The 15477-nt window shown below is 69.3% G+C and carries 15 protein-coding genes and 1 tRNA gene; 3 read left to right on the top strand and 13 right to left on the bottom strand.

Annotation, left to right across the window (positions count from 1 at the left end):
* Positions 1–79 precede the first annotated feature (79 nt).
* The 10 genes from nusG to tuf all read right to left on the bottom strand — a co-directional run bounded on the left by nusG (position 80) and on the right by tuf (position 8130).
* Positions 80–619 carry a transcription termination/antitermination protein NusG gene (gene nusG / locus KF941_RS01730; protein ID WP_036754109.1) on the bottom strand — a complete coding sequence of 180 codons (540 nt, stop codon included), beginning with the start codon at positions 617–619 and terminating at the stop codon, positions 80–82.
* Between the two features lie 195 nt (positions 620–814).
* On the bottom strand, positions 815–1009 hold the full coding sequence (gene secE / locus KF941_RS01725; protein ID WP_024845742.1) for a preprotein translocase subunit SecE: 195 nt from the start codon (positions 1007–1009) through the stop codon (positions 815–817).
* Between the two features lie 78 nt (positions 1010–1087).
* Positions 1088–1963, bottom strand: a complete 876-nt coding sequence (locus KF941_RS01720) for a hypothetical protein (protein ID WP_114536195.1) — start codon at positions 1961–1963, stop codon at positions 1088–1090.
* Between the two features lie 49 nt (positions 1964–2012).
* A tRNA-Trp gene (locus tag KF941_RS01715) sits at positions 2013–2088 on the bottom strand.
* 50 nt (positions 2089–2138) lie between these two features.
* Positions 2139–3980: an ABC transporter ATP-binding protein gene (locus tag KF941_RS01710; RefSeq protein ID WP_072464178.1), complete on the bottom strand. Its 1842-nt coding sequence runs from the start codon at positions 3978–3980 to the stop codon at positions 2139–2141.
* Between the two features lie 57 nt (positions 3981–4037).
* Entirely contained in the window at positions 4038–4691 is a 654-nt protein-coding gene (locus KF941_RS01705) for a CatB-related O-acetyltransferase (RefSeq protein ID WP_036754100.1), read from the bottom strand.
* Between the two features lie 212 nt (positions 4692–4903).
* Positions 4904–5317, bottom strand: coding sequence for a GFA family protein (locus KF941_RS01700; RefSeq protein ID WP_116222134.1), 414 nt, complete (start codon positions 5315–5317; stop codon positions 4904–4906).
* Entirely contained in the window at positions 5314–5706 is a 393-nt protein-coding gene (locus tag KF941_RS01695) for a VOC family protein (protein WP_214272407.1), read from the bottom strand. Before KF941_RS01695 ends, KF941_RS01700 begins: the two co-directional genes overlap by 4 nt.
* A gap of 51 nt (positions 5707–5757) precedes the next feature.
* Positions 5758–6648 carry a YghX family hydrolase gene (gene yghX / locus KF941_RS01690; RefSeq protein ID WP_214272406.1) on the bottom strand — a complete coding sequence of 297 codons (891 nt, stop codon included), beginning with the start codon at positions 6646–6648 and terminating at the stop codon, positions 5758–5760.
* A gap of 306 nt (positions 6649–6954) precedes the next feature.
* The gene (tuf, locus tag KF941_RS01685) at positions 6955–8130 is read right to left on the bottom strand and encodes an elongation factor Tu (RefSeq protein ID WP_036754146.1); all 1176 of its coding nucleotides are present in this window, start codon (positions 8128–8130) and stop codon (positions 6955–6957) included.
* Between the two features lie 208 nt (positions 8131–8338).
* Here tuf and KF941_RS01680 point away from each other — a divergent pair, with 208 nt between their 5' ends.
* Positions 8339–9280 carry a DUF533 domain-containing protein gene (locus tag KF941_RS01680; RefSeq protein ID WP_116171074.1) on the top strand — a complete coding sequence of 314 codons (942 nt, stop codon included), beginning with the start codon at positions 8339–8341 and terminating at the stop codon, positions 9278–9280.
* On the opposite strand, the gene dinB is transcribed toward KF941_RS01680, so the two are convergent.
* The 3 genes from dinB to KF941_RS01665 are packed head-to-tail and all read right to left on the bottom strand — an operon-like array spanning position 9271 to position 12814.
* Positions 9271–10362 (bottom strand): DNA polymerase IV, encoded by a 1092-nt coding sequence (dinB, locus tag KF941_RS01675; protein ID WP_036761287.1) that lies wholly within the window; start codon positions 10360–10362, stop codon positions 9271–9273. The two genes, KF941_RS01680 and dinB, sit on opposite strands and share 10 nt — an antisense overlap.
* On the bottom strand, positions 10359–11075 hold the full coding sequence (locus KF941_RS01670; RefSeq protein ID WP_214272405.1) for a folate-binding protein: 717 nt from the start codon (positions 11073–11075) through the stop codon (positions 10359–10361). The genes dinB and KF941_RS01670 overlap by 4 nt, the downstream gene beginning before the upstream one ends.
* Positions 11075–12814, bottom strand: a complete 1740-nt coding sequence (locus tag KF941_RS01665; protein WP_072461597.1) for an ABC transporter transmembrane domain-containing protein — start codon at positions 12812–12814, stop codon at positions 11075–11077. The genes KF941_RS01670 and KF941_RS01665 overlap by 1 nt, the downstream gene beginning before the upstream one ends.
* Before the next feature lie 280 nt (positions 12815–13094).
* Between KF941_RS01665 and KF941_RS01660 the strand changes: the two genes are divergently transcribed.
* Both KF941_RS01660 and KF941_RS01655 read left to right on the top strand, forming a co-directional pair.
* Positions 13095–14267 (top strand): aminotransferase class V-fold PLP-dependent enzyme, encoded by a 1173-nt coding sequence (locus KF941_RS01660; protein WP_214272404.1) that lies wholly within the window; start codon positions 13095–13097, stop codon positions 14265–14267.
* Positions 14268–14327: 60 nt separating this feature from the next.
* A complete protein-coding gene (locus KF941_RS01655; protein ID WP_214272403.1) occupies positions 14328–15365 on the top strand; it encodes a siderophore-interacting protein in 1038 nt (345 codons plus the stop codon).
* The last annotated feature ends 112 nt before the right edge of the window (positions 15366–15477 follow it).

Below are 15477 nucleotides of genomic sequence, written 5' to 3'. Positions count from 1 at the left end.
TCCTTATCATCACGCCCCGAAAAGGGGCCGACTTAGCGGTGCGGCTGGGCCCCGAAGGGCCGGCGCCTCCCGCAGACGATCACGCGGTCTTGGAGACCTGCGTGAATTCCAGCTCGACCGGGGTCGGGCGGCCGAAGATGGACACCGTGACCTTGATGCGGTTCGCGGCCTCGTCCACTTCCTCGACCATGCCCGAGAAGCCCTCGAAGGGCCCGTCGGTCACGTTCACCTTTTCGCCCACGTCGAACCGGATCAGGTTGCGCGGCGCCACCTCGGCCCCGCCCTCGCCGGTGCGATGCAGGATCGCGTTCACCTCGTCGTCGCGCATCGGCATCGGCTTGCCCTGCGCGCCCAGGAAGCCGGTGACGCGGTTGATCGAGTTCACCAAGTGATAGGTCTTGTCCGACAGCTCCATGCGCACCAGCACATAACCGGGCATGAAGCGGCGCTCGGACGTGACCTTCTTGCCGCGGCGGATCTCGATCACTTCCTCGGTCGGGACCAGCACTTCGTCGATCTCGTCCTCGAGGCCCTTCTCGACCACGGCCTGGCGAATCGCCTCGGCGACCTTCTTTTCAAAGTTCGACAGGACGCTGACCGAATACCAACGCTTTGCCATGTCTCGATCGACCCCTGTTTCCTTCCGGGCGAGCCAAGGCCAACCCATTGAATTCCTTGTCCGCCCCGGCCTACCCCTTGGCAATCGCCGCAGGCGCCGGCCAAATTGAAATCGGCGCGCACGACCGAATCGATGCACGCCGTATCACGGGCAGGTCGGGCGGACATAACGCCCCCTGCCCTTCAATGCAAGCCCTCAGCTGCCGACCAGGTTGATGACGACCGAAAGGCCGGTCTTGATCAGCAGGTCGACGAGGAAGAAGAAGATCGAGGCCAGCGTCGCCATGATGAAGACCATGATCGTGGTCGTCACCACCTCGCGGCGGGTGGGCCAGGTGATCTTGCCAAGCTCGGCGCGGACCTGGCTGATGAACTGGACGGGATTGGCCATGGGTTTTCCTTCGGTCTTGCAGCGGGTCAGATAGCCTGCGTCGGCCGGCATTTCAAGCGCCGATCTGAGCGGCGGCGATCACGGCTCCAGGAACTCGACCCCCGGCATGGCGCGCAGGGCGGCGATGTCCTGCGCATAGTTGCGGGCCGAGCGGGCATGGGTCTCGTCATCCAGCAGGCGCAGCCGGGCATGGCCCGAGGCGGGCTGGAACCGCTCGCGCGCACGTCGCGCCAGGGTGCACTGGTCGACGCCCTCGCCCGATGCGGCGCGGCGCAGCAGCCAGTCATAGCCGGCCTGGGTCAGGCTGACGTTGGCGGGCGGCGGGTCGGGCACCTTGGCGGCAAGGCCGGCGGGCAGCAGCCGTTCAAGCAGCCGCAGACGCAGCGCGGGATAATCCTCGTAGCGCCACAGCACGATGCGCGAGACGCCCTCGACCGCCGCCAGCCGCCCGACCAGCCCCGCCCAGGCCGAACGGGCCGGATCGCGGTCGCCCAGATAGGCGGCGATGTCGATTTCCTTGCCGCCGGCGACCTGGAGCGCGAAGGCCGAGACGATGAAGGAGGCCGGGTCGCGCAGCGACAGATACACCACCGCAGGCCCGCCGCCCGCCAGCGCGATGACATGCCGCAGCCGCTGCGCCGCGCGGGGATAGATCTCGCCGCGCCGGGAAAACAGCCGGCTGCGATGGGTCATGCCCAGGATGTTCTCTTCCGAGATCAGCAGATCGCGGCAGCCCTGCCGCATGTCCAGCAGCATCTGCCGGGCGGATTCCTGGTCCCGGCCGCCGATGCCCTGGGCCAGGACCGCGGACAGCGACAGCGGCTGGCCGCGCAGCATGGCCGGATCGACATAGGCCAGCCCGGCGCAAAGCAGCCGGTCGCGCACCTGGCGCAGGGAAAATTGCAGATGGGTCGAGGCGGTCTTGTGCGCCCCCAGATGTATGCTTAGCGCCATGGGATCTCGGCAGGGATCGGAAGGCACGCGGCATGACACGGAAGGCGGCTGGCAGGGGTTGGGGGACTCGAACCCACGACCCTCGGTTTTGGAGACCGATGCTCTACCAACTGAGCTAAACCCCTAAGCCGCGCGTCTGATTACGGCAGGTGAGGGCGCGGTTCAAGAGGGAAGATCACTCGGCCTCAAGAAACCCGCCCGATTGCCGCGCCCAAAGGCCGGCATAGATGCCGCCGCGCGCCAGCAGCGCCTCATGCGTGCCCTGCTCGACGATGCGGCCCTGCTCCATCACCACCAGCCGGTCCATGCGCGCGATGGTGGACAGCCGATGCGCGATGGCGATCACCGTCTTGCCCTGCATCAGCATGTCGAGCTGCGACTGGATCGCCGCCTCGACCTCGCTGTCCAGCGCCGAGGTCGCCTCGTCCAGCACCAGGATCGGTGCGTCCTTCAGCAGCACCCGCGCGATGGCGATGCGCTGGCGCTGGCCGCCCGACAGCTTGACCCCGCGCTCGCCCACATGCGCCTCCAGCCCGCGCCTGCCCTGCGAATCGGTCAGGGTGGCGATGAAATCCGCCTCGGCCAGTTCGGCCGCGCGCAGGATCTCGGCCACGGACGCATCCGGGCGGCCATAGGCGATATTGTCGCGGATCGAGCGGTGCAGCAGCGAGGTGTCCTGCGTCACCACGCCGATGGCCGCGCGCAGGGATTCCTGCGTGACCTGCGCGATGTCCTGGCCGTCGATCAGGATACGGCCCGATTCCAGGTCGTGAAACCGCAGCATCAGGTTCACCAGCGTCGACTTGCCCGCGCCCGAGCGCCCGACCAGCCCGATCCGCTCGCCCGGCGCGATGGTCAGGCTCAGGTCGTCCAGCACCGCGCCGCGGCCGGGCCGCGCCACCTCGCCATAGCGGAAGGTGACGCGGTCGAATTCGACCCGGCCCTCGGGCACCGCCAGCGGCCGGGCGCCGCGCACATCCGTCACCATGCGCGGCAAGGACAGCGAGCCGATGCCGTCGCGCACCGTGCCGATATTCTCGAAGAGCGTCGCGAATTCCCACATGATCCAATGCGACATGTTGCCCAGCCGCAGCGCCAGCGGGATCGCGACGGCCACCGCGCCCACGTCGATCTGGCCATGGGTCCACAGCCACAGCCCCAGCGCCGTGACGGCAAAGACCAGGCCCGAGTTCAGCGTCGACAGCAGGATGTTCTGGATCGAGGCCAGCCGCATCTGCCCATGCACGGTCTGCAAAAAACCGTCCATGCTTTCGCGGACATAGGCCTCCTCGCGCGATGAATGCGAGAACAGCTTGACCGTGGAGATATTGGTATAGCTGTCCACCACCCGGCCGGTCATCTGCGCGCGGGCATCGGCCTGCGCCTCGCTGATGCGGCCGATGCGCGGGATCAGCCACCACAGCAAGAGCCCATAGAACACGCCCCAGCCGACGAAGGGCAGCGCCAGCCAGCCGTCGGTCGAGGCCGCCAGCACCAGCGCGCCGATGAAATAGACGCAGACATAGGTCAGCACGTCCATGAACTTCATGGCGACTTCGCGCACGGCCAGCGCGGTCTGCATCAGCTTGGTGGCGATGCGGCCGGCGAACTCGTCCTGGAAATAGCTCATCGACTGGCGCAGCAGATAGCGATGCGCCTGCCAGCGGATGCGCTGCGGGAAATTCCCCATCAGCGTCTGGTGCATGAGCAGCGAGAAAAGAACCTGCAGCAACGGCAGGCCGATCACCAGGATGGCGCCCATCAGGATCAGGCGATTGCCCTCGAGCGCCCAGAAATTCTCGCGGTCGGCCGCGGCCAGCCGGTTCACCAGCTCGCCCAGATAGCCGAACAGCACCACCTCGGCCACGGCGATCAGGGCCGAGCAGGCGGCCATCGACAGCATGTAGCCCTCGGCCCCGCGCGAGAAATGCAGGATGAACCGCCACAGCCCCTGCGGCGGCATCCGCGGCGGATCGGCGGGATAGGGATCAAGCCGGCGCTCGAACCAGCTGAACATGACAGACCTCATTCGTATCAGGCCGGGCCCTTGCCCGGTTCGTTTCGTCGCACCGCCTCAGGCGGCCAGTTCCTCAAGCGCCGCGACATCGGCACGGGCCAGCGCGGCGGTGGCGCGGGCGATCCGCGCCACGGGCCAGTGCCACCATTGCAACGCCATGAGCCGGGCGATGGTGGCATCGTCAAAGCGCATCCGCATGACACGGGCCGGGTTGCCCGCGACCACGGCGTAATCCGGCACCACGCCGCCGACCACGGCGCCTGCGCCGATGATGACGCCGCTGCCGATCCGCGCGCCGGGCAGGATGATGGCGCCGTCGCCGATCCAGACGTCATGGCCGATCACCGTATCCGGCAGGCCGCTGATCTGGTCGATATAGTCGCCCACCCGCGCGTGATCGAAGATCGCAAAGGGATAGGTCGAGATCCCGGCCATCGGATGATTGGCCGAGGCGGTGACGATCCGCGCCCGATCGGCGATCTGGCAGAACCGCCCGATCACCAGCCGCTCGGGCGCGCCGGCATAGGTATAGGGCGCCAGCCGCGCCGCCCAGTCCTGCGGCGGGTCGAAGCTGCTGGCATAGGTGAAATCGCCGATCTCGATATTCGGATGGTCGATCACCCGGTTCAGATGCACCAGCCCCCGGTTCAGGGTGCCGTCGGGAAAGCGCATGGGATGGGGCAAAGCCGCATCAAGGAAGTCAGCCGTCATGGGAATCCTCTTCAATCCGTCCGTGAAAGGTCAGATCTGCGAGTTGTCCATGACACCGTTCTCCCCTGTTGCGGCGGGCACCATAGCCGGATTTCGCCGCCGAGGCAACCGGGGGCGCGGCGCCTGCGATCGGGGGCTCTGCCCCCGCCCCTGCGGGGCTCCCCCGGAGTATTTGGAAAACGGAGAAGGCGCATGCGGCGCGCGGCCTGCGGTCACAGGTGCCGCGTCTCGGGCGCGGGATTCCACCAGGCGTCATGCGCCCCGTCGGCATAGAACACCGGCGCGGCGATCAGCTCGGCCTCGGGCACGTCGTCCAGGGCGCCGACGCAGACCTGGACGAAGCGACCGCCCATCTCTTCCAGGTTGCCCTCGGTCCACAGCCGCGTGCCGCAACGGGCGCAGAACATGTGGTGCATGTCCACCCCGTCCTGCTGCCGGCGCGGGGTCTCGGCCAACATGCCGGCGCCATGGGTGATGCGGAAGCGCTCCGGGTCGGGCAGGCGCATCTCCCAATAGCGCATCTTGCGGCAGAAGCTGCAATTGCAGCGCATGGTGCCCTGCGACAGCTCGCCCTCGGCCTCGAAGCCGACGGCGCCGCAGAAGCAGGATCCGCGATAGAGGGTCATGCCGGTTCTCCGTGGTGGACGGCCTCGACATTGTTGCCGTCGGGGTCGAGGACGAAGGCGCCGTAATAGCCCGGATGATATTCCGGCCGCCGCCCCGGCGCGCCGTTGTCCTGCCCGCCCGCGGCCAGCGCGGCAGCATGGAAGGCGTCGTCCGTGGCGCGGTCGGGCGCGGCAAAGGCGACATGGGTGCCCGGACCCGCGGGCCGGCCGCTGCCGATCCAGAAGAACGGCTTGCCCGCGCGGCCATAGCCCAGATGCGCGCCATGGCCGCCGGTCATCTCCGCGGTCACCTCCATCAGCAGCTCGATCCCCAGGGGCGCCAGCGCCCGGTCGTAGAAGGCGCGCGAGCGGGCAAGGTCCGAGACGGGAAATCCGATATGGTCGATCATGCGAAATCTCCTTTCCCGGCAAGGATCGCCCCGCCCTGCTGACAATTCGCGTCAGGAGAGCTTTTCGGCAAAGAAGTCCAGCGTCCGCTGCCAGGCAAGCTCCGCCGCCGCCTCGTCGTAGCGCGGCGTGGTGTCGTTGTGGAAACCGTGCTGGGTGCCGGGATAGAAGAAGGCCTGGTATTCCTTGCCCTGCTCCTTCAGCGCCGCCTCGTAGGCGGGCCAGCCCGCGTTCACGCGCTCGTCGTTCTCGGCGTAATGCAGCATCAGCGGCGCCTGGATCTGCGCCACCTCCTCGGGCCGGGGCTGGCGGCCGTAGAAGGGCACCGAGGCGGCCAGTTCGGGATAGGCCACCGCCAGCGCGTTGCAGACCCCGCCGCCATAGCAGAAGCCGACTGCGCCCACCTCGCCGGTCGAATCGGCATGGTCGCGCAGGAATTCGTGGGCGGCGAAGAAATCCTCCATCAGCTTCACCGGGTCGAGGCTGGCCTGCATCTCGCGCCCCTGGTCGTCATTGCCGGGATAGCCGCCAAGCGGGCTCAGCCCGTCCGGCCCGAAGGCCAGGTAGCCCGTCTTGCCGAGCCGGCGCACGACATCCTCGATATAGGGGTTCAGCCCACGGTTTTCATGCACCACCAGCACGGCGGGAAGCTTGCCCTGCGCCCCGGCCGGCCGCGCCATCAGCCCGCTGATGCGGCCATTGCCCGCGGAACTGTCATAGCTCGCGGTCTGGGTCGCGATGGCGGGATCGTCGGGCGGCACCTGCTGGGCCAGGGCGTAATCCGGCCGCAGCGCCTCGAAGATCGCGGCGGCGCTCATCCCGGCGGTGGCGAATTGCGCCGCCTGCACCATGAAATCCCGCTTGCTGATTCGGCCATGCACGTAGCCGTCGAATATCTCGAGGATGCGGGGATGGAAATCGGAAGCCTTCCTGCGTTCGGTCATCGTCCTCTCCCTTTGCCTGCTGGCGCAAGGATAGCATGAAACCCCCTCTCCGCTCTTTTTCCCGCGCCGCTCTCCCGCCCGGCGCGGCGTGCGCTGCTTCTTTCGTGCCCCAATATCCCGGGGTCCGGGGCAGAGCCCCGGCAGCCGCGCCCGGCAAGCAACCCCGCGGCCACCACCCCCGCGGCAAGGAAAAAGGCCGCCCCCTGCGGAGCGGCCCCTCATCGCGATATCCCTCGTGGGATCACCCGATGCTCATCACCCGATGCTCCAGGCGGGGCCGCGGCTGGAAGCCGCCGCCCCAAAGGATCACTTCAGGATCTTCGACACCACGCCGGCGCCGACCGTGCGGCCGCCCTCGCGGATGGCGAAGCGCAGCTTCTCCTCCATCGCGATCGGCGCGATCAGCTCGACCGTGAACTTCAGGTTGTCGCCCGGCATCACCATCTCGGTGCCCTCGGGAAGCTTCACCGTCCCGGTCACGTCCGTCGTGCGGAAGTAGAACTGCGGACGGTAGTTCGCGAAGAACGGCGTGTGACGGCCACCCTCTTCCTTGGTCAGGATATAGGCCTCGGCCTCGAACTCGGTATGCGGCGTCACCGAGCCGGGCTTGGCCAGAACCTGGCCGCGCTCCACCCCGTCGCGCTCCACGCCGCGCAGAAGCGCGCCGATGTTGTCGCCGGCTTCCCCGCGGTCCAGCAGCTTGCGGAACATCTCGACACCGGTGCAGGTCGTCTTCTTGGTCGGGCGGATGCCGACGATCTCAAGCTCGTCGCCCACGTTCACCGCGCCGCGCTCGACACGGCCCGTCACCACCGTGCCCCGGCCCGAGATCGAGAACACGTCCTCGATCGGCATCAGGAACGGCAGGTCCACCGCGCGCTCGGGCGTCGGGATGTATTCGTCCACGGCGGCGATCAGCGCGCGGATCGAATCCTCGCCGATCTCCTTGTCGCGGCCTTCCAGCGCCGCCAGCGCCGAGCCCTTGATGATCGGGATGTCGTCGCCGGGATAGTCGTAGGACGACAGCAGCTCGCGCACCTCCATCTCGACCAGTTCCAGCAGTTCCGCGTCGTCGACCTGGTCCACCTTGTTCAGGTACACCACCATGTAGGGGATGCCCACCTGGCGGCCCAGCAGGATGTGCTCGCGCGTCTGCGGCATCGGGCCGTCGGCCGCGTTCACCACCAGGATCGCGCCGTCCATCTGCGCCGCGCCCGTGATCATGTTCTTCACGTAGTCCGCGTGGCCGGGGCAGTCCACATGCGCGTAGTGCCGGTTGGCCGATTCGTATTCCACATGCGCGGTCGAGATCGTGATCCCCCGGGCACGCTCCTCAGGAGCCCCGTCGATCTGGTCGTAGGCCTTGAATTCACCGAAATACTTCGTGATCGCAGCCGTCAGCGTCGTCTTGCCGTGGTCAACGTGACCAATCGTCCCGATGTTGACGTGCGGTTTCGTCCGTTCAAACTTTGCCTTTGCCATCATGGCCTCCTATCGGGGGGGCCACCCGCGCGACAGCCCCCGTCGTGAAACATCCGCCGCGACTTATAATCGTGCCGGGGAAAAATCAAGGGCGGCCGGGCCTTTGCCGCCGGGGCTGTGGCGGTGGAACCGGAACCCGGCGAATACGTTGGAATTGCGCAACAAGGCTGCCCGGCCCGCGGCCCCGCAGCGCTTTCGGAGGACCAAGATGAGCCTGATGAAATCCCTCGCCCGCGTCGCGGCCGGCGTCATGCTGGCCAAGGGGATCGGAACCATGATGAAGAACGCCCAGAACCGGCCGCAATCGGGCGGCGGGCGCAGCCCCGGCGGGCTGCTCGACGAGCTGTTCGGCAACAACACCGGCCAGGCCGGCGACCGCCGCAGCGGCGCGGGCGGGCTGGGCGACATGCTGGGCCAGGTGCTGGGCGGGCGCTCGGGCGGCGGCACGGCTTATGGCGGGCCGAACTCGCCCCGCCACAGCGGCACGGCCCAGGGCGGGCTGGGCGGTCTGCTCGACCAGCTGACCGGCGGTCGCGGCGGCTCGGGCACGGGATCGGGCGGGCTTGGCGGCGTGCTGGGCGGCGCGGCGGCGGGTGGCCTGGGCGGGATGCTGGGCGACCTGCTGGGCGGTCGCGGCGCGCAGCCGCAGGGCCAGCAGCCGCAGGGGCAGGCCCCGCAAGGCGGGGGCGGCTTGGCGCAAAAGGACGCGCAGCCGCAGAACGACGCCAGTTTCGGCGAACTCTTCAACGAGGCGCTGGCCAGCGGCGACGAGCCCTCGACCGCGCCCACGCCGGAACAGAACGCGCTGGCCGGGCTGATGCTGAAGGCGATGATCCAGGCCGCGAAATCCGACGGCGAGATCGACGAGGCGGAAAAGGCCAAGCTGATGGCCGAGTTCGGCGAGCTGGACGACGAGGAACGCGCCTTCATCCGCGAACAGATGGCCGCCCCGGTCGATGCCGCAGCCCTGGCGCGCGAGGTGCCGCAGGGCTTCGGCCCGCAGGTCTACCTGATGTCGCTGATGGCGATCGAGTTCGACAACCGCAAGGAGGCCGAATACCTGCACACTCTGGCGCAGGGCCTCGGCCTCGACAAGGAAACCGTGAACGGCATCCACCAGAAGGTCGGGGTGATCAACCTTTACGCCTGATCGAACAGGCCCAGCTGGCGCGGCGGCTCGTCCTGCCGCGCCTCTTCCAGCCCCGACAGCGTGATGCCCAAGAGCCGCACCCCATGCGGATCGGCAAAGACCGGGGCCAGCAATTCGCAGGCCATCTCCAGCATCTCGTCGCGGCTTTCGACCGGGCGCGGCAGCGAGCGCGCGCGGGTGATCTGGCGGAAATCGCCGTATTTCACCTTCAACGTCACCGTGCGGCCCCGGCGCGCGGCCGATGCGGCATGGCGCCAGACCTTGTCGGCCAGCACCGCCAGCGCCTCATGCGCCGCCGCGATCTGGCGCAGATCCTCGAAATAGGTGTTCTCGGCGCCGATGCTCTTGCGGATGCGGTCGGGCTTGACCTCGCGCGTGTCGATGCCGCGGGCGATGTTCCAGTAATAGCTGCCCGACTTGCCGAAGCGCGCGGTCAGGAACTCCAGGCTCTGCCGGGCCAGGTCGGCGCCGGTCAGGATGCCATGCGCCTCCATCCGCGCCGCCGTGGCCGGGCCGATGCCGTGGAAGCGGCCGATGGGCAGGCCCTGCACGAATTGCGCCCCGGCCTCGGGCGGGATCACGAAAAGCCCGTCGGGCTTGCGCTGGTCCGAGGCCAGCTTGGCCAGGAACTTGTTGTAGCTGACCCCGGCCGAGGCTGTCAGCCCCGTCGCCGCGCGGATGCGCGCCCGGATTTCCTGCGCGATGCGGGTGGCGGTGCGGCCGTCCAGGTGATCGGTCAGGTCCAGATAGGCCTCGTCCAGCGACAGCGGCTCGACCAGCGGGGTGTATTCGGCAAAGATCGCGCGGACCTGTTGGCTGACGGCGCGATAGACGTCGAAGCGCGGCTTCACGAAGACCAGGTCGGGGCACAGCCGCATCGCCCGCATCGAGGGCATGGCCGAGCGCACGCCATAGCGCCGCGCCTCATAGCTGGCCGCGGCGACCACGCCGCGCTGGATGCCGCCCACGGCGACCGGCCTGCCGCGCAGCGCCGGGTCGTCGCGCTGCTCGACCGAGGCATAGAAGGCATCCATGTCCACATGCACGATGCGGCGGACGCGTTCCTCGGCCGGGCCGGTCACGGGATGATGCGGGCATCCCCCGCCGTCAATCCCTCGCCCATGCGGTCGAAGCGCATATGGGCGATGGCGCGGCCGCCGGACTGGGTGAAAAGCGTGCCGGCCTCGCGCCCGTCCGCCATCAGGATCGGCGTGCCGACGGGGGCCGCGCCCTCGATGCCGACCGTCACCAGCCCCTTGCGCAATTCGGTCTTGTGCTTCATCCGCGCCGTGACCTCTTGCCCGACATAGCAGCCCTTGCGGAAATCGACGCCATGCAGGCGCTCGAACCCGGCTTCCAGGATGAAGGTCTCGTTCGGGATCAGCTCGACCAGGGTTTCGGGAATGCAATGCGCGACCCGGATGGCGTCCCAGTCGGTGCCGTCGTCCCCCTCGGCGCCGTAAAGCCGCCAGCCGAGCGCCGGGTGCCGCGGGTCGGCGATCGCCCCCGCCGGCGCCGGCCCGGTGCCGCGGGCGACGGCCAGATCCGTCGGCTCGATCGCAACCTTCGAGCGCAGCCGATACATCGACAGCCGCCGCGCCAGGTCGTCCGCCAGCCGCGCGTCCACGTCGATCAGCAGCCGCTCGCCCTCGGGCACGACCAGGAAATCCGCCAGATACTTGCCCTGCGGCGTCAGCAACGCCGCCCAGCACGGCGCCGGGCCGACCTTGTTCGTCACCAGCCCTTGCAGGAACTCGACCCGGTCCTCGCCCGAAACCGCCAGAATGCGCCGCATCAATCCTCTCCGAATTGCAACCGGACCAGCGCGGCATAGGCGCCGCCCTGGGCCATAAGCTGGTCGTGACTGCCTTCTTCGACAACCCTGCCGGCCTCGACCACCACGATCTTGTCGGCTTGCCGCACGGTCGAAAGCCGGTGCGCGATGACCAGCGTGGTGCGCCCGGCCGAAAGCTCGTCCAGCGCCTGCTGCACCACCCGCTCGCTTTGCGCGTCCAGCGCAGAGGTCGCCTCGTCCAGAAGCAGGATCGGCGCATTGCGCAGCACGGCGCGGGCGATGGCCACCCGCTGGCGCTGTCCGCCCGACAGGGCCGAGCCGCGCGGGCCCGCAGGCGTGTCCAGCCCCATCGGCAGGGCGTCGGTGAAATCGGCGACATGGGCGGCGACGACGGCGCGGCGCAGCGCCTCGTCGTCCTGGTCGTGGCCCAGCAGGATGTTCTCGCGCAGCGTCTCGTCGAACAGCGCCGCATCCTGGCTGACGGTCGAGAACTGGTCGCGCAGCACGCCCAGCTCATAGTCGCGCAAGGCCACGCCGCCCAGGGTGATCTGCCCCGATTCCGGGTCGACCAGCCGGGTCAGCAGGTTGAAGACCGTGGATTTCCCCGCCCCCGAAGGCCCGACCAGCGCGGTGGTCCGGCCCGCCTCGGCGGTAAAGCTCAGCCCGTTCAGCACCGGGTGGTTGGCATAGGCCAGCCGCACGTCCTGAAAGCGGATCGTGGTGTCGGGCGGCGGCTCGCGCCGCGAGCCCGAGGTGATGGTCGGCCGCAGGTCCAGCACGGCATAGATGCGCTCCAGGCTCGCGGCGGCGACCTGCCAGGTGCCGGTCAGCGCCCCCAGCCGGCGCAGCGGCTGGAAGGCCAGCGCCATGGCGGTAAAGAAGGACATGAAATCGCCCACCGTACGCTCGCCCCGCGTCACCTCGGCACCGCCAAGCGCCAGCACGCCGATAAAGCCCAGGCCGGTGACGACATCGACCAGCGCCGGCACGGTGGCGCCGATGCCGGACATCTTGACCTCGGCCTGGCGGATGCGGGTGACGATCTGGGCAAAGCGGCCGGCCTGGTAATCCTCCATCCGGTTCAGCTTGACGGCGTTGATGCCGTGCAGCACCTCGTCCAGCCGGGTGGCGCGCTGGCTGGCGTTGACGCGGTTCTGCCGCATCTTGCGCCGGATATAGCGCTGCACCACCAGCGTCGGCAGGATCAGAAGCGGCGCGCCCACCAGCGCCGCCATGGTCCACCACGGATCGACGGCCAGCGCCACCCCGAACAGCGACACCAGCGAGACCATGTCCCGCCCCGCGCCCGAGATGAAGGTGGTCCAGACCCCCTGCACCGCCATGGTGTCGCCCTGCACCCGCTCGATCAGCGCGCCGGGGGGGTTCTGCTGGAAGAAGCCGCCGTCCAAGGTCATGATATGGCGCAAAAGGTCGGTCTGCATCGAGGTCGAGACCGCCAGCGAGACCGAGGTCATCAGGCTGCGGTTGACGACGAAGGTGGTGGCGCGGATCAGGAACAGGCCAAAGATCGCGCCGCCGACCCACCAGATCGCATCGGTGTCGCCGCCGACGAAGACCCGGTCGAACAGCGGCTTCAGCATCCAGCTGAGCATGCCCAGGGTCGAGCCCTCGATGACCAGGAACAGCAGCGCCAGCAGGATGCGGCCCCAATAGGGCCGCAGATAGTCGCGCCACATGCGGGCGAACAGATTGGCCGTCCTGTGAAGTCTGTCCGCCATCGCATCCCCGATCCTCGGTCAGGGCAAGGGATAAGGCGCAAGCCGCGCGGGGGCAAGCCGCCCGCGACGCAGTGCCCCGGCGGGCCCTGCCGAAGGCCCCACCCGGCCCTTTCCGTTTCCCAAATGCCCATCCCGCCCGTGCTGCCCGCCCCGGCCTCGCCGCCCCAGGCCCAGCCCTTCTTCGTTGCCCAAATACCCATGCCCCGCACCTCGCCCGCCCCCGGTTGACCCGGCGCGGGGCCCGTCCTACGGATGACGGATCATCAGAAAGGCATTTCCCATGAGCTTCGCCCAAGGCGCCGCCGTCCTTGCCATTCCCGGCCCCTCGCCCGCGCCCGACCGCGTGCTGCGCGCCATGCACCGCGCCTCGCCCGACATCTACGGCGAAGCGCTGGCGGCCGAGAACCGGGCGATGATCGCCGGGCTCAGGCGGCTGGCCGGGACCACGGGCCATGTCGTGCCCTATATCGGCAACGGCCATGCCGGCTGGGAGGCGGCGAACGTCAACCTGCTCGACCGGGGCGAGCGGGCGCTGGCGCTGGTCTCGGGCCATTTCGGCCGCGGCTGGGCCGCCACGGCCCGCGCGCTTGGGATCGAGGTCGAGGAGCTGGACTTCGGCCTCGCGCCCCCCGACCCGCAGCGGCTGGCCGACCGGCTGGCGCAGGACCGCGAGGGGCGGATCCGGGCGGTGCTGGTCTGCCAGGTCGATACCGCCAGTTCCGCCCGCGCCGACATTCCCGCCCTGCGCGCGGCCATGGGCGGCCATCCCGCCTTCCTGGCCGTCGATGCCATCGCCTCGCTGGGCTGCGAGCCCTTGCGGATGGACGAATGGGGCGTGGACCTGCTGGTCTCGGCCAGCCAGAAGGGGCTGATGGTGCCGCCGGGGCTGGCCTTCGTGTGGTTCTCGGACCGGGTGAAGGCGCGCGGGCGCAGCGGCCTTGCCACGCCCTATTGGGACTGGACCCCGCGGGCCGAGGCCGAGGCGCTGTGGCAGTTCTGGGGCGGCACGCCGCCCGTCCAGCACATCTTCGGCATGAACGAGGCGCTGCGGATGCTTCTGGACGAGGAAACCCTGCCCGCCGCCTGGGCCCGGCACGAGGGGCTGGCGCGGGCGACATGGGCGGCACTGGAGCGCTGGGGCGCGGACCATCCCGGCATCGGCGCGCTGATCGCCGATCCCGCCGGCCGCGCCCGCTCGGTCACCGCGGCCCGGCTGCCGCAGGCCGGCGCCCTGCGCGAATGGACCGCCGCCCGCGCGGGGGTGACGCTGGGCATCGGCCTGGGCGCCGCCGATCCCGACAACGCGCTGCGCATCGCCCATATGGGCCATGCCAATGCGCATCAGCTGCTGGGCGTGCTGGCGGTGGTCGAGGCCGGGATGACGGCGCTGGCGATCCCGCATGGCAAGGGCGCGCTCGAGGCGGCGGCGGCCGAGATCGCGCGGCTCGCCTGAGCCCTTGCGGCAGGGCGCCGCAGACCCAACCTTTCCGGGGCAAGGCACGAAAGGCGACAGATGCGCATCACCCCCCTGCCCGAGTTCCAGTCCGAGGTCCTGCTGCCCGGCCAGGATTTCGCCCCGATCGAGCGGCTGATCCGCGACGAGGCCCAGGAACACGGGCTGGAGCTGCATACCGGCCATGGCCGCTCGATCTGGTGCCAGGTCGAGATGGGCGAGTTCGGCGCCAAGCGGCGCGGCGACGGCGTGCTGGTCTTTGCCCGCGCCCATCGCGCCGAATGGCTGGGCGCGATGCAGCAGGCGATTTCCGAACATCTTGGCCAGCACCTGCCGGCGGCGGCGGCAGCGCTGCGCTGGCCCTCGGCCGCCGATGCCGGCAAGCCGCCCGGCAATTTCAGCCTGGCCGAGGTCGTCGGGGTCCAGCCGCTCTGCCCGGATTTCCTGCGCGTGCGGCTGGCCGCGCCCGACCTGCACCGGCTTGCGACCGAGGATTCGCTGCATTTCCGGCTGGTCCTGCCGCAGCCCGGCGACGACGCGCCGGAATGGCCGCGTCTCGGCGCCAACGGCCAGATCCTCTGGCCCAGGGGCGACAAGGCGCTGCACCGCCCGGTCTATACCGTGCGCCGCATCGACGCCGATGCCGGCTGGCTGGAGCTGGACGTTTTCGACCATCCCGGCGGGCGGGCGGCGCATTGGGCACAGAGTGCCCGGCCGGGCGCGCGCATCGGCCTGCTTGGCCCCAGCGGCGGCGGCATCCCGCAAGCCGCGCAGCTGATGCTTGCCGGGGACGAGACCGCCTGGCCCGCCATGGCCCGCATCCTCGAATCGCGCGCCGGCAGCGCGCGGGGCCAGGTCTTCCTGCTCGGCGCCCGGCCCGGCTATCCGCTGCCCCGGCCCGCGGGCTTCCGCATATGCCACCTGCCCGGCGGAACCGCGGCGCTTTGCGCCCTGCTGCGCGACGAGCCGCCCTTGCCCGGCAGCTATCTGTGGGCGGCAGCGGAAAAATCCGAGATTGCCGCGCTTCGCGCCCTGCTGCTGGAAACGCTGGGCCACGACAGGGCGCAAAGCCACCTGGCCGCCTATTGGTCGGCATAAAGCGCGGCAGCCCGTCCGCGGAATAGTTGACAATTTTACCTTGGTGATCGATACGAAGCCCAAACCGCGGCCAGAGGGTCGGCGGCATGCCAGTTTGCATGTGCCGCGCCCA

It is taken from the genome of Paracoccus sp. pheM1, assembly GCF_018499825.1.
GTDB classification, from domain to species: Bacteria; Pseudomonadota; Alphaproteobacteria; order Rhodobacterales; family Rhodobacteraceae; genus Paracoccus; species Paracoccus versutus.
The sequence above is the reverse complement of the archived record's forward strand: the minus strand, read 5'-3'. Positions and strand labels throughout refer to the sequence as shown.

Excerpts from the sequence above, each read along its gene's own strand:
- yghX (WP_214272406.1), bottom strand. The coding sequence starts at position 6,648 with ATGACCGAACGCAGGAAGGCTTCCGATTTCCATCCCCGCATCCTCGAG.
- KF941_RS01665 (WP_072461597.1), bottom strand. The coding sequence starts at position 12,814 with ATGGCGGACAGACTTCACAGGACGGCCAATCTGTTCGCCCGCATGTGG.
- KF941_RS01680 (WP_116171074.1), top strand. The coding sequence starts at position 8,339 with ATGAGCCTGATGAAATCCCTCGCCCGCGTCGCGGCCGGCGTCATGCTG.
- nusG (WP_036754109.1), bottom strand. The coding sequence starts at position 619 with ATGGCAAAGCGTTGGTATTCGGTCAGCGTCCTGTCGAACTTTGAAAAG.
- KF941_RS01660 (WP_214272404.1), top strand. The coding sequence starts at position 13,095 with ATGAGCTTCGCCCAAGGCGCCGCCGTCCTTGCCATTCCCGGCCCCTCG.
- KF941_RS01705 (WP_036754100.1), bottom strand. The coding sequence starts at position 4,691 with ATGACGGCTGACTTCCTTGATGCGGCTTTGCCCCATCCCATGCGCTTT.
- KF941_RS01670 (WP_214272405.1), bottom strand. The coding sequence starts at position 11,075 with ATGCGGCGCATTCTGGCGGTTTCGGGCGAGGACCGGGTCGAGTTCCTG.
- KF941_RS01710 (WP_072464178.1), bottom strand. The coding sequence starts at position 3,980 with ATGTTCAGCTGGTTCGAGCGCCGGCTTGATCCCTATCCCGCCGATCCG.
- KF941_RS01695 (WP_214272407.1), bottom strand. The coding sequence starts at position 5,706 with ATGATCGACCATATCGGATTTCCCGTCTCGGACCTTGCCCGCTCGCGC.
- KF941_RS01700 (WP_116222134.1), bottom strand. The coding sequence starts at position 5,317 with ATGACCCTCTATCGCGGATCCTGCTTCTGCGGCGCCGTCGGCTTCGAG.
- KF941_RS01655 (WP_214272403.1), top strand. The coding sequence starts at position 14,328 with ATGCGCATCACCCCCCTGCCCGAGTTCCAGTCCGAGGTCCTGCTGCCC.
- KF941_RS01720 (WP_114536195.1), bottom strand. The coding sequence starts at position 1,963 with ATGGCGCTAAGCATACATCTGGGGGCGCACAAGACCGCCTCGACCCAT.
- tuf (WP_036754146.1), bottom strand. The coding sequence starts at position 8,130 with ATGGCAAAGGCAAAGTTTGAACGGACGAAACCGCACGTCAACATCGGG.
- secE (WP_024845742.1), bottom strand. The coding sequence starts at position 1,009 with ATGGCCAATCCCGTCCAGTTCATCAGCCAGGTCCGCGCCGAGCTTGGC.